Source organism: Flavobacterium sp. Root420, assembly GCF_001427905.1.
Classification (GTDB): domain Bacteria; phylum Bacteroidota; class Bacteroidia; order Flavobacteriales; family Flavobacteriaceae; genus Flavobacterium.
In genome coordinates this window covers 91,623-104,569 of sequence record NZ_LMEF01000007.1, presented here as the reverse complement: position 1 = coordinate 104,569, position 12,947 = coordinate 91,623, and the positions used below count along the sequence as shown (strand labels likewise).

Here is a 12,947-nt window from a genome sequence, read left to right as displayed (position 1 = left end):
CTTAAGGTGGTTATTGCGGCGGGGCTCACCTCTTCCCATCCCGAACAGAGTAGTTAAGCCCGCCTGCGCAGATGGTACTGCAGTTATGTGGGAGAGTATGTCGTCGCCTTTCTTTTGAAAACCCTTCATCTGTCGATGAGGGGTTTTTTGTTTTAGACACTTCTTGTTTTTTTAACCGCAAGCGACGCAGAAATTTTACCGCAAAGCACGCAAAGATTTTTTTTTAGTTGTGCTTACAGTTGGCTGTATTAAGTTCGCAAAGGCTGATCGTCGCGAGCTTTGCGTAATCCCTTTGCGAACTTTGCGGTTAAATAGCGGTTGCTGTAGCTGATTTCTTTTGGAATATTACTTGAATTTAAGTTAGTAGAACAGGAATTTTAAAGGCAATGACATTACCAGATTGGAATTTGGACCCGAGAGCCAGCAAATAAACTAAGCAATTTAAAAATTGGTATTATCTTGAAAATTATAATGCTTGTTTACTTAAACCGCGGTAGTAATGGGACCGAAAATACTTTTTAGGTTATAAAAATACTCGCTATCTGATAAAGATTAGGATAGTTTTTATAATTAAAATCCCTTTTTAAAAACTGAATCTGCATTCTTAGCTTTTTTTGATGGTAATATAATTTTACAGTTATCATCTTCAATTATAGGATTCCAGTCTCCTTCAAGATTGTTTGCTGTTGTCGTATTTGCAGCAAATATTTTTTCTTTGGTATATTTGGAAGCTTCGGTTTCATTTAATTGATGAGACCATGATATACGATTATTTGGTTTGTAACCTGGGCCGTAACAATTGTATTCGGCATAAAAAGTAGTTTTCCAATTATTGAATGCTTTGTGTTCCGGATCTTTTGACCATACCGACCAGCCTTCAGGGATGATATGGGACTCTTCGAAACAATTAATAAAAACTACATTGGCACCAGCACCCCATGGTCTTCCTAAAGAGACTTCTGTTGCATCACCGTTTGGATTTGCCATAATAACACAATCTTTAAAAACAAAACCGTATTTATTTTTTCCAACATCTTGATTGCTGGCTGTGATATAGGAATCTCTTTTACTTTGAATAAAACAATTTTCAAATAAGGCAATCGAAGAACCAAAAATAAAATCTGTAGTGCCGTCAATGATACAATCTTTTATGTAGGTTCTCTTATTTGCTTTAAGGTAAAAAGTGTCCTGAAAACCGCTTATTTTACAATTATGAAAAATACATCTATCACCATTAACCATTAAAGCTACTGCCTGACCCCCTTTTTTATATTGAGGTAAATTGCTGTCTATTGTATTTTCGAAGGTGATATTCTCAGCATAGAAATCATCTGCTTCAATGAGGGTGCTGAATGATTTGCTTGTGCCGCCCGCTATTTCAGCGTAATCATCGTAAGTTAGAATCGTGTTTTTATAGAATTCTCCAATTAAGGTTACATTTTTCTTGGTGGAAACCAATTTCAATTTTTCCTTATAGATTCCTGCCTTTACAAAAATGATAGTTCGTTTGGAATTATTATCAGGAACTGCATCAAATGCATCTTGCACTTTAGTGAAATTTCCGCTTCCATCTTTAGCTACAATGATATCATAAGTAATTTTGTCTTTTTGAGTAAACAATGTGCTACTAAAAACGACGAGGAAAAATAGAATTGGGAATGTCTTTTTCATCTGAAATTTGATTTAAAATGCAATTACGAAGGTTGTTAGTTTCAATTGAGAAAAACAACCTTGGTAATTTATGAAAATGGAAATTAATTATGCTGAAATTTGAGTTTTTACTTTATGTCCAAAAACACTAAAAGAAAGTATGATAATAAAACAGACTAAAGGAATTATATATCCTGATTGGATATCATCATGATTCATATCGATTAAAGTTCCCATTCCGTAAGGTAAAATTGCTCCACCTACAATCGACATTACTAACCATGATGAACCGGTTTCGGTATTTGATTTTAATCCAACAAGTCCTAATGAAAAAATGGTTGGGAACATGATGGACATAAAAAATCCGATTCCGCCAAGTGCATAAATAACATAAATTCCGGTTCCGTAAATGGCTACTAAACATAGAAAAATACTAATTATACAATAGATAGAAAGCAAAAGATAATCTTTAACAAATTTCAAAAAGAAAGTTCCGATAAAACGCCCGGCCATAAAAAGGAAACCATAAATGCCAAGATAATATCCAGCTGTTTTTTCATCTAATCCTGCGCCTTGTTGTGCAATTCTGATAAAGAAACTTGTAATACAAACTTGTGCACCTACATAAAAGAACTGCGCTACAACTGCCCAGCTTAAATGGGAGAATTTTAAAACGGAGAAAAAACCAGGTTTAACTTCGACTTCTGTATGTTGTGGTTTCATGGCTGGTAGATGCATGAAATAAAATAGGATAGCAACTAAAACCAATACACTTCCCAAAATAATATAAGGCAATTTTACAGATGAAGCTTCTTCTAATAAATAGGCTGATTTTGTAGCATCAGGCATTGCTGCCATTTGTTCTGGAGTAAGTGTTTTTCCGGATAAGATAAATAGAGAACCTACAATTGGTGCTACCATGGCAGCTAAACCGTTAAATGAAGCAGCTAAATTCAGTCTTTTGGATGATGATTCGGCTGGCCCGAGAATGGCTGCATACGGATTTGCACTGGTTTCCAAAATAGTTAAACCACATCCAATTACAAATAAAGCAAATAAGAATAATTCATAAGTTCTGGTGTTTGCAGCAGGAACAAATAGAAAAGCTCCGGTTGCAAAAACTAATAAGCCAGTAATAATACTGTTTTTATAACCAAAGCGCTTAATTAACATTCCGGCCGGAATTGCCATAATAAAGTAAGCGAAAAAAACTGAAGTATCAATCAACGTAGATTGACGATTGTTTAATTCACATGCTTTCTTTAAGTGCGGAATTAAAATAGAATCCAGATTATGTGCCATTCCCCAAAGGAAAAATAAGCTGGTAATTAAAATAAAAGGCAAAAGATATTGTTTTCCTGTACCTTTTTCTGTAGCGACTTCATGTTGGTCGCCTGTTTGATTGGTTATTTGCATTGGTTAGTTTTTTTTAAAGGTTCAGAGATGCAAAGGCTCAGAGGTAAAAGCTAATTCTAGTTGATCAACTTTGTTCCTTTGTCACTTTGAATCTTTGTACCTCAAATTAAAGATTCTTTTTTACTAATAATAAATGATCGCAAACCAAAACGACTTCACCTCTTTGATTGATAATTTCTACGTGCTCCGTTACAGTACCCATATCTGGTTTTTTGGCTTCGCCTTTTTCAGAAATTGTAATTTCAGAATGGATGGTGTCGCCGATATGAACCGGTTTTACAAATCGCATACGATCGTAACCTTTAGAAAAAGCTTCCGGATTTATTTCAGATGCGGTCAGGCCGATGCCAATACTGAAAACCATAGTTCCATGCGCGATGCGTTGTCCAAAAGGCTGTGTCTTGCACCATTCTTCATCCATATGATGTGGGAAAAAATCTCCTGTGTGACCCGCGTGAACCACAAAATCGGTTTCCGTAATAGTTCTTCCAAAAGTGACGCGTTTGTCGCCAATTTGATAATCTTCAAAAAATGTTGATTTGAAATACATATATTTTTAGTTTGAAAGTTGTAAAGTCTAAAGTCGAAGGTCAATACTTTTTGACTTTCGACTTTAAACTTTCGGCTTAATTATAATTCATTTAGGGAAACTCCTCCATTTTTATTGCTGATGTAACAGGCTTCAACTACTTTCATGGTATCTAAAACATCCTGGACGCTTGCTAATAATTTAGGGTCTGTGCCTTCTTTGAAACGCATTAAGTTTGACATAGTGCCAATGAATGCTTCAGGAAACCACGAACCTTCCAATTCGATTTTTTTCCATTCGTATTCACCATTTTCATTTGCTACTGAATATTCAAATTCGTCTGGCAATCCATCAGGATAATTCATCAATAAGCCCATTTTTGCTTTAATGGCGCCTTTTGTTCCTTCCCATTTAATGTAGCTTTCCTCATGTTTTGGTCCAAAATGATGATCATGATTTGTGTTAATCACAACATGTTTGTCTTCTCCATAATCTAAAATAATGGTTGATCGGCTTGAGGATAGTTTTTTTAAGGGATGTTTCGCTGTCTTTGCCATTACACTTTTTGGGTTTCCTAAAAAGGAACGGATGCAATCGATATAGTGAACACTGTGAAAAAGAATTTCCAATCTTGGGTGTTCCTTAATTAAAGGAAACAATTCCCATGGCGTATTTACCGTAACTTTAAATTCTAAATCATACAAGTCACCAATAATTCCTTCATTGATTAAATGTCTTGCGGCACTAACAAAAGAGGCAAAGCGCAATTGAAAATTAATTCCGGCAACTAACTTTTTTCTTTCGCATACAGCTACAATCTCGCGGGCTTGTGCCAAATCATTTCCCATTGGTTTCTGAATAAGTACGGCTGCGCCATCCGGAAGTTGTTCTAAAATTTCGATATATTGATCGGGAAGAACGGTAATATCATAAACTGCATTCAAAGGAGCGTTTTTTACAGCATCGGCAACATTTTCAAAAACATGTTCAATTTTAAATTGCTTTGCCAAATCATGGGCTTTCGAAATTGTTCTGTTTGTAATACCAAAAACAGTAAAACCAGCCATTTGATAAGCAGGCAAATGGGCATCTTTTACAATACCACTTGCGCCAATAATAATTATGGGCTGATCTGTTTCGGGCAATAAAGGTTTATATGGGATATTCATGACTTAAATAATTTTTTGAATTGTACTTTGAGTTTCCTCTACTAATTTTTTGGATGGAATATCGCTTTCCAATGCTTTCAAAACCATATGATCTATTATTTCTGCTACTTTTGGCCAAACTGGAGTTTGCGGTAAAGTCAAAGCATTTTCGTGAAGCATTTCCAATTTATGGTAAAATGGAATCGTTTTATTGATCTCAATATCATTCCAGGTTGATTTTCTGCAACCAATTCCACCTTCATTGGTCAATAATTTATCGCTTTTTGGAGAAATAGCAAATCGTAAAAAATCGTATGCAAGTTCTTTGTGTTTACTTCCAATACCAATTGTATACAACCAATAAACATTTAAAGAAGCAGTTTTGTGATTTGGATCGGAGGGAAGTTCGGTAATATCGACTTTGCCTTTTACTTTTGATTCTTCAATTACTTCACACATCGAAGCAAAACCAAACCAGTTAATGGCCATCGCAGCTTCTCCTTCGGCGAAAGCCATTCCCGCTTCGACAGAACCAAAACTTTTCGATTTTGGGTGAACCGCATTTTTATTGTTTACCATATTTCTATAAAAATCTAAAGCTTCAATTGCTGTAGAATGATTAATATCAATCTGATTTTTGTCGTTTAATAAAGATCCGCCTCGCGTCCATAATTGTAAACAAAAATCAAAAACCATATTATGACCGTCCGGATAATTGGCAAAAACACAACCGTATATATTTTCGTCCGGACGATTGAAAAACTCCGCTATCTGAACAAATTGTTCCCAGGTTTTTGGGGGATTTAATTCGTAACCGAATTTGATTTTGAAGTTCTGTTTCTCTGTCGAATTTTCAAATAAATCTTTTCTAAAAATCAAACATTCAGGTCCATCGTGAAACGGCAACCCGTAAGTTCCTTTGTTAATTTGCTGTAAATTCAATAACGACTGATGCCATCCTTCAGGATAATCCTGTGGTGGATTTTGATTGATAAATGAAGTTAAATCAAGAACCGCTTTTTCATTGGCAGCATCAAAAATCCAATCGGTATTGAGGTGGGCGATATCCCATTTTCCTTTTTTTAAACCTTTTTTTGAAATTGTTTCTTCATAAAGATCATGTAACTCAAGTGGAATCATTTCGGCTTCAATAGTAATATTGTTTTTCAGACAAAATGAATTCCATAACTTTTGAAGTGTACTTTCAAAGGGATCAAATTTTCTAACTGCGATTCTTAACTTTTCCATTTAGACAGCGATAAATTCTTTAATAATTTTTTCATTGTCTTGTCCTAATTTCGGAGAACCTTTTCCAGAAGTTAAATATTCACCATCAATTTTAATCGGACATCTTGTGGTTTGATAGGAATACCCATCTAACATTTCTACTTTCTGCGTAAAATCTAAAACTTTAAAACCTTCTTCTGCAAAAAGTTGTTGATAGTTTAAAACACCTGCACACCAAATATCTGCCGGTTCTAGAATATTCAACCAAAAATCTGTATTCTGAGTTTGTAAATGCTCAGCCAAAATATTTTTGATTTCATCTCTTAGATGAAACTTGTTTTCAGGAAATTGCAATAAGGCATCACATTTTAAAAGTGTAGCCAAAACTGGAATAGAACCCATTGCCAAAGCTAAATAGCCATTTTTGGTTTTGTAAATTCCGTATGGTGCTCCTAAATAAGCATGCGCATTATTGGTTTTGGTCCGAACAGGCAATTCTCCACCATCATTAAAAAAGGTGGTAATAGTTTCAAACTGAAAATCGAAAGCAGATTCTAACATACTCACCTGAACTGAAGCTCCAATATTTTGAATTGCTTTTCGATACAAAGCAGCTAAAATTCCCTGAGCCAAATGTGCTCCGGCCAGCATATCTACAATTGACAATCCCATCGGAACCGGACCATCTTCCTGATTTCCGCTCAGCCATGTTAAAGCCGTTAAGGATTGTAATAATAAATCTTGTCCGGGTAAATCTTTCAAATCAGGATGTTCCCCAAAACCCGAAATCGAACCATAAACCACATTTGGATTTATTGCTTTGACATCCTCATAACTTAAACCGACACGTTCCATTACGCCGGGTCTGAAATTATGCATCACAACATCGGCTTTAGCCAATAATTTTTTTAATTTTTCAAGTTCTTTGGGTTGCTTGAAATCAATTGCAAAAGATTCTTTATTTCTGTTGATAGTATGAAAAACAGATGATTCTCCGTTCATAATCAAATCAGAAGTATATAGGGTTCGACAAATATCTCCCGTTTCCGGTTTCTCAATTTTTATAACGCGCGCGCCCAAATCAGCCAGGCGTAAACTCGCTGACGGGCCCGAAAGAAACTGGCTAAAATCTACTATTAAATAATCTTCTAAAGGTTTCATTCGCTTAAAAATTGTTCGTGTATTTTTATATTATCTTCTCCAACTGAGGGAGCCGCTTTTATGCTTGTTAAAATTTTTCCGTCAAGCTGAATTGGGCTTCGCGTTGTAACTAATTTTTCTCCGGCAGCATTTTGAACCGTTTGTTTTAATTGTAATTCATCTACAAAAGGCTGATTATCCAATTCTTCATAATTCAAAACTTTTCCTGACCAAATTCCTTCTTTTTGAAGTAGCTCTAACCAATAATCAGATGTTTGAGTTGCTAATTTTTTAGCTAATAATGCTCTAATTTCATCCCTGAAAGTAAACCAGTCTTGTTTATCAGCATATTTATTTAGATCAACTCCTAAAGTGTTTCCAATGAAAAGTAAATCACCCATTGCCAGTGAAATATAACCATCAAGAGTTTGGTAAATGCCATAAGGCGCACTCAAAAAAGCATGCGCACTTCCTTTAATATTACCTCTTTGGGGCAATTGCCCGCCATCATTTAAGAACGATGTAATGGCTTCAAATTGTACATCCAAAACAGATTCTAATAAACTTACTTCTACCAAAACACCTTTTCCGGTTTTGGCTCTTTTTAATAAAGCGGCTAAAATTCCCTGAACGAAATGATTTCCGCACATTAAATCGGCTACAGCCAAACCAAACGGAACCGGTCCCTGACTTTTTCTACCGCTTAACCAGCTTAATCCGGAAAGCGATTGTAGCAATAAATCCTGTCCGGGTTTTTTTGCCCATGGGCCAATATTTCCATAACCGGTAATTGTTCCGTATATTATTTTTGGATTGATAGTTAAGCTTTCGCTGAAATCCAATCCTATTTTTTCCATTACTCCAGGTCTGAAATTATGGGTCATAATATCAGCTTTGGCAATTAATTTTTTGATCAGAATTAAATCTTCCGGATTTTTAAGATCAGCCGCAAAAGATTCTTTATTTCTGTTAATCGTATGGAATAACAAACTGCTGTCATCAACAAAAAGATCTTTAATGCTTAATTGTCTACAGGCTTCACCTTTTACAGGTCGCTCGATTTTAATAACTCGTGCACCTAAATCGGCTAGTTTTAAACCGGCAGAAGGCCCCGCCAGAAACTGACAGAATTCTAAAACAATTAATCCTTCTAATGGTTTCATGTTGTTACTAAGTTTAAAGATTTCGCATAAAGAGAATTCATTTCTTCTAAAACCAATGCTTCGTCTCCGCCATTTATTAAATAATTACGAACCACATCTCCCGCATGATCCTGAAAATACATATGTCCGGAATATCTTGGGCGCAGGAATGCTCGTTCTAAAGTTGGTAAAGTGTTTTTGAAATAGTCATGTGTTACTGAATTTATTCTGTCACTTTTCCATGCCTGAAGATGTCCGGGCTGTCCGCCATTATCGGCAAAAATATTTTGCTGAACTAAAGATGAACCTGTAAATTCTGCATATTTAATAGCTTCCGGAATATGTTTGCTAAAGGAAGAAACTGCCAAACCGGTTCCGCCCAAAGAGCTGATCATCGGCTGATCATTCAAACGAACTAAATCATAAAAGTGAAGCAATTTTCTGCTATATCCTGTTCTTGAATAATTTGAATATCCGTAAGCAAAAGGGCAATAGGCAATTTCATCTGAGTTTGCCATTGCTTCATATACCTGAATTGGATTTCTATTAAAGTTTGCAGGATCAATTAATTGTGCCAATTCTCTAAACATTTGCAACGCTTTTTTTCCTGTTTCAGTAGGAATTACTTTTTCTGTAGATTGAAAAGGTGCTTCACCTAAACTACAGCAATACATATAAAAACTCATTAAAACATCAACCGGAATTCCGGCAAAAGCAACTAATCCTTTTTTGGCTAAAGCCAATAAATCATCATAAGTCTGCGGAACTTTTAATCCCTGTTTTTCTAAAATATCCAAACGCGCCGCTGCAACAGGTGTCGCTGCATCAATTGGCAATGCCCATAATTTGTTGTCAAAAACATAACTTCCGTAAGAGCGTCCAACGGTATTTACTTCCTGATCTTTTATATATTCTGATGATAAATAATCTGATAATGGCAAGATGCTTTTTGAGTGTGCTCCAAAGCCTGTCCAGGGATGATCGATTACAAGTAAATCAAAACGCTTTGCTAAATCTTCGATGGAAGCATCTGCAAATTCCTGTAAACTTCTTTTCTCCCAGCTAATCTCAACTCCCGGATTTAATTCTGTAAAACGTTGAGCTGTTGCGACCATTGGCAATAAACCTCTTGTATGATTCCAGGTTATCCCTTTTAATAGTGTCATTTTTAATAAAATTTATATGGATGATTTTATTCGGAAATTAATAAATGTAAAAAATACAATTACAAAAATAGAAATAAGATTGAATTGAACAATAGAAGAGGTGTTTATTAACAGTAGTTTTTTGAAGTATATTGAAGTAAGTTGGAATTTTTTTACAAATTTTGTAAAAAGTGTTATAATATATTAAAGTTTAGTCATTTTGGGAGATTCAGATGAAAATATATCTCAAATATTAATATTAAAATATACTTTTGTAATTGTATTTTTTACATTTATTAATTTCTAATAGATTTTTAAAAATAAAACGATAAATAAAAAGACTTAATAACGATAGAAATGTTTTCATTACAAAACAAAAAAGCGGTTGTTACCGGTGGCGGAAGCGGAATTGGGAAAGCCATTTCGGTTTTATTTGCAAAGCAGGGAGCTGAAGTCCATATTATTGAATTAACAGAAGAAAGTGCTAAAACTGCTGTTGACGAAATAAAAGCNGAAAGCCATTTCGGTTTTATTTGCAAAGCAGGGAGCTGAAGTCCATATTATTGAATTAACAGAAGAAAGTGCTAAAACTGCTGTTGACGAAATAAAAGCAAATGGCGGAAAAGTATTTTCGTATGCCTGCAATGTAGCCAACCAGGAAGAAGTTGCAGCAACATTCGAAAAAATAGGCAACATTAATATCTTAATCAACAATGCTGGAATCGCACATGTTGGAAAAGTAGACACTACACCGGCAGCAGATTTTGATCGTGTTATGGAGGTAAATGTAAAAGGAGTGTACAACTGCCTGTTTGCGGCGATTCCACAATTCCGACTTTCAAATGGTGGTGTAATAATCAATATGGCGTCAATTGCGGCCTGGGTTGGAATCCCGGACCGATTTGCCTATTCAACTGCAAAAGGCGCTGTTATGGCTATGACTTTATCTGTAGCAAAAGATTATATAAAAGAAAATATCCGTTGTAATTCTATTTCGCCTGCAAGGGTTCATACGCCTTTTGTTGATGGTTTTATTTCAAAAAACTATGCCGGAAAAGAAGCCGAAATGTTCGAAAAATTATCACAGTCACAACCAATAGGAAGAATGGGAAAACCAGACGAAATCGCAGCGTTAGCCTTGTACCTATGCAGCGACGAAGCCGGATTTATAACCGGCTGCGATTACCCAATCGACGGAGGATTTATCAAGTTAAATAATTGAGAAAAGGGGCTAAGGTTCTAAGGTACTAAGAGAATAAGGTTTCTTAGCATTTTTGCTTCCCAGCACCGAAAAAATAATTAATAAAAAAAAGGTACTAAGGTGCTAAAAGACTAAGGTTTCTTAGCATTTTGGCTTCTCAGCACCGAAAAAAATAATTAATAAAAAAAAGAACTGAGAGGCTTAGGTTCTGAGGTACTAAGAAAAAAAACTTAGAACCTTAGGAACTTAGTACCTTAGAACCTTAAAAAAAGAAAAAAAATGAAATTAATACGTTTTGGAGAAATAGGAAAAGAAAAACCAGGAGTTTTAATTGGTGAAAAGAGATATGATGTTTCATCAATTGTAACTGACTTTAACGAAATTTTTTTTGAAGAAAATGGCCTGGAGAAATTACAGAAAGCCTTAGACAGTAATCCGACTTTACCAGAAGTGGATGCAAATATACGTTTAGGTTCTCCAGTGGCGAGACCTTCAAAAATAATTTGTATTGGACTGAATTATGTAGATCATTGTTTGGAAACCAATGCACCAATTCCAGCCGAGCCGATTATCTTTTTTAAATCGACTACTTCTTTGTGCGGACCAAATGACAATTTGATCATTCCAAAGAACAGTGAAAAAACAGACTGGGAAGTAGAATTGGCATTTGTTGTGGGTAAAAAAGCAAGTTATGTAGAAGAAGCCGAAGCTTTGGATTATGTGGCAGGTTACGCATTATTGAACGATTATAGTGAAAGAGCTTTTCAAATCGAGCGTGGAGGGCAATGGGCAAAAGGAAAAGGAAGCGACACCTTTGCACCACTTGGACCATTCTTAGCTACAAAAGATGAAGTAAAGGATGTTGACAATTTATCGATGTGGCTGACTGTAAATGGTAAAAAATATCAAGATAGTAATACACTGAATCTGGTTTTCAAAATTCCATTTTTAGTACATTATCTAAGCCAGTTTATGACTCTGCTTCCTGGTGATATCATCAGTACAGGAACACCTCCGGGAGTTGGTTTGGGAATTAAACCGGATCCTATTTACCTTAAAGCCGGTGATGTGGTAGAATTAGGAATTGAAGGTTTAGGGAGTAGTAAACAAACGGCTGTTGCATACTCAAAATAATTTAAAAGAAAATGCTAAGATGAAATTTATAGTATGTGAAAAACCGCAGGAATTTATTCTAAAAGAAAAAGCAATTCCGGAACCAAAAGAAGGTGAAGTTTTATTGAAGATTAAAAGAATAGGAATTTGTGGAACTGATATTCACGCTTTTGGTGGAACTCAGCCTTACTTCGAATATCCGAGAATTTTAGGTCATGAACTTGCTGCAGAATATGTAAAAGGAAATGCAAAAGGTTTTGAACCGGGTGATAAAGTAACTTTTATTCCGTACTTTAATTGCGGGAAATGTGTTGCCTGTAGAAACGGACTAACCAATTGCTGTGTAAATATTAAAGTTTTTGGAGTTCATATTGATGGCGGAATGGCAGAATATGTGACTATTCCGCAGCAATATTTACTTCATGGACAAGGTTTGGATTATGATCAGTTGGCATTAGTTGAGCCTTTGGCAATTGCAGCACACGGCGTACGAAGAGCGGCAGTAAAACCTACTGATACCGTTTTAGTAATGGGCGCGGGGCCAATTGGTATCGGATTGATTCAATTCGCAAAAATTGCAGGAGCTAAAGTAATCGTGATGGATATCAACGAATACAGATTAGGTTTTTGTAAAAATGAATTGAATGCTGATGAAACTATAAATCCGTTGCACGATGATGTCGCTCAAAAACTGGCTGAAATTACAAATGGCGATATGGCCAATGTTGTGATTGATGCAACAGGAAATCGCAATGTCATGAATAGCGCTTTTAACTACATTTCTCACGGAGGCCGATTTGTTTTGGTTGGTCTTCAAAAAGGAGAATTGAGTTTTAGCCATCCTGATTTCCATAAAAGAGAATCTACTTTAATGAGCAGTAGAAATGCCACTATTGAAGATTTTGAATATGTAATGGAATGTCTTAAAAATGGGAAAATTGATCCTAAAAAATATATTACACACAGAACAAGTTTCTCAGAAATGATTACCGATTTTGGACAATTAATTGATCCGAAGAATAATGTAATTAAAGCGTTGATTGAAATAGAATAACAAAACAATTGAAATTTTTAAACACATAGGAACATAGATTTTTAGTTTTACAAAAGAGTTTTTAAAAGAAACTAGTTTCCCACACATAGCTCTGTGTTTTAAAACAAGTGAAACGTCTAATTTCAACATGCGGATCTATGTTTCTATGTGTTTAAAAAATCTATTGATAACCTCAATAACCA

General features: G+C 35.3%; 11 protein-coding genes, 1 rRNA gene and 1 pseudogene. 5 read left to right on the top strand and 8 right to left on the bottom strand.

What is annotated here, in order from left to right; translation table 11 throughout:
* The first annotated feature begins 2 nt into the window (after nt 1–2).
* Nucleotides 3–112, top strand: a 5S ribosomal RNA gene (gene rrf / locus ASC72_RS06365).
* 458 nt (nt 113–570) lie between these two features.
* Here rrf and ASC72_RS06360 read toward each other — a convergent pair.
* The 8 genes from ASC72_RS06360 to ASC72_RS06325 all read right to left on the bottom strand — a co-directional run bounded on the left by ASC72_RS06360 (nt 571) and on the right by ASC72_RS06325 (nt 9,418).
* Nucleotides 571–1,671: a pectinesterase family protein gene (locus ASC72_RS06360; protein ID WP_082564252.1), complete on the bottom strand. Its 1,101-nt coding sequence runs from the start codon at nt 1,669–1,671 to the stop codon at nt 571–573.
* Nucleotides 1,672–1,758: 87 nt separating this feature from the next.
* The gene (fucP, locus tag ASC72_RS06355) at nt 1,759–3,066 is read right to left on the bottom strand and encodes an L-fucose:H+ symporter permease (RefSeq protein ID WP_056188525.1); all 1,308 of its coding nucleotides are present in this window, start codon (nt 3,064–3,066) and stop codon (nt 1,759–1,761) included.
* 106 nt (nt 3,067–3,172) lie between these two features.
* Complete coding sequence (locus ASC72_RS06350) at nt 3,173–3,616, bottom strand: MaoC/PaaZ C-terminal domain-containing protein (RefSeq protein WP_026983107.1); 444 nt, start codon at nt 3,614–3,616, stop codon at nt 3,173–3,175.
* An 80-nt stretch (nt 3,617–3,696) separates the two neighbouring features.
* A complete protein-coding gene (locus ASC72_RS06345; RefSeq protein WP_056188522.1) occupies nt 3,697–4,764 on the bottom strand; it encodes a Gfo/Idh/MocA family protein in 1,068 nt (355 codons plus the stop codon).
* Between the two features lie 3 nt (nt 4,765–4,767).
* Nucleotides 4,768–5,991, bottom strand: coding sequence for a sugar ABC transporter substrate-binding protein (locus ASC72_RS06340; RefSeq protein ID WP_056188520.1), 1,224 nt, complete (start codon nt 5,989–5,991; stop codon nt 4,768–4,770).
* Nucleotides 5,992–7,131, bottom strand: a complete 1,140-nt coding sequence (locus ASC72_RS06335) for a CaiB/BaiF CoA-transferase family protein (protein ID WP_056188517.1) — start codon at nt 7,129–7,131, stop codon at nt 5,992–5,994. It abuts the gene before it with no gap.
* On the bottom strand, nt 7,128–8,273 hold the full coding sequence (locus ASC72_RS06330; RefSeq protein WP_056188514.1) for a CaiB/BaiF CoA-transferase family protein: 1,146 nt from the start codon (nt 8,271–8,273) through the stop codon (nt 7,128–7,130). Before ASC72_RS06330 ends, ASC72_RS06335 begins: the two co-directional genes overlap by 4 nt.
* Nucleotides 8,270–9,418: an ABC transporter substrate-binding protein gene (locus ASC72_RS06325; RefSeq protein WP_056188510.1), complete on the bottom strand. Its 1,149-nt coding sequence runs from the start codon at nt 9,416–9,418 to the stop codon at nt 8,270–8,272. The genes ASC72_RS06330 and ASC72_RS06325 overlap by 4 nt, the downstream gene beginning before the upstream one ends.
* Before the next feature lie 336 nt (nt 9,419–9,754).
* On the opposite strand from ASC72_RS06325, the pseudogene ASC72_RS06320 reads away from it, so the two are divergent.
* From ASC72_RS06320 to ASC72_RS06305, 4 genes and pseudogenes are all read left to right on the top strand, one after another.
* Nucleotides 9,755–9,909 (top strand): annotated as a pseudogene (locus tag ASC72_RS06320) (SDR family NAD(P)-dependent oxidoreductase); the annotation flags it as partial.
* An 8-nt stretch (nt 9,910–9,917) separates the two neighbouring features.
* Nucleotides 9,918–10,619, top strand: coding sequence for an SDR family oxidoreductase (locus ASC72_RS06315; RefSeq protein ID WP_082564251.1), 702 nt, complete (start codon nt 9,918–9,920; stop codon nt 10,617–10,619).
* Nucleotides 10,620–10,877: 258 nt separating this feature from the next.
* Entirely contained in the window at nt 10,878–11,732 is an 855-nt protein-coding gene (locus tag ASC72_RS06310; protein WP_056188504.1) for a fumarylacetoacetate hydrolase family protein, read from the top strand.
* Between the two features lie 19 nt (nt 11,733–11,751).
* Entirely contained in the window at nt 11,752–12,765 is a 1,014-nt protein-coding gene (locus ASC72_RS06305) for a zinc-binding alcohol dehydrogenase family protein (RefSeq protein WP_056188548.1), read from the top strand.
* Nucleotides 12,766–12,947: the final 182 nt, after the last annotated feature.

Excerpts from the sequence above, each read along its gene's own strand:
- ASC72_RS06305 (WP_056188548.1), top strand. The coding sequence starts at position 11,752 with ATGAAATTTATAGTATGTGAAAAACCGCAGGAATTTATTCTAAAAGAA.
- ASC72_RS06330 (WP_056188514.1), bottom strand. The coding sequence starts at position 8,273 with ATGAAACCATTAGAAGGATTAATTGTTTTAGAATTCTGTCAGTTTCTG.
- fucP (WP_056188525.1), bottom strand. The coding sequence starts at position 3,066 with ATGCAAATAACCAATCAAACAGGCGACCAACATGAAGTCGCTACAGAA.
- ASC72_RS06345 (WP_056188522.1), bottom strand. The coding sequence starts at position 4,764 with ATGAATATCCCATATAAACCTTTATTGCCCGAAACAGATCAGCCCATA.
- ASC72_RS06360 (WP_082564252.1), bottom strand. The coding sequence starts at position 1,671 with ATGAAAAAGACATTCCCAATTCTATTTTTCCTCGTCGTTTTTAGTAGC.
- ASC72_RS06325 (WP_056188510.1), bottom strand. The coding sequence starts at position 9,418 with ATGACACTATTAAAAGGGATAACCTGGAATCATACAAGAGGTTTATTG.
- ASC72_RS06340 (WP_056188520.1), bottom strand. The coding sequence starts at position 5,991 with ATGGAAAAGTTAAGAATCGCAGTTAGAAAATTTGATCCCTTTGAAAGT.
- ASC72_RS06350 (WP_026983107.1), bottom strand. The coding sequence starts at position 3,616 with ATGTATTTCAAATCAACATTTTTTGAAGATTATCAAATTGGCGACAAA.
- ASC72_RS06310 (WP_056188504.1), top strand. The coding sequence starts at position 10,878 with ATGAAATTAATACGTTTTGGAGAAATAGGAAAAGAAAAACCAGGAGTT.
- ASC72_RS06335 (WP_056188517.1), bottom strand. The coding sequence starts at position 7,131 with ATGAAACCTTTAGAAGATTATTTAATAGTAGATTTTAGCCAGTTTCTT.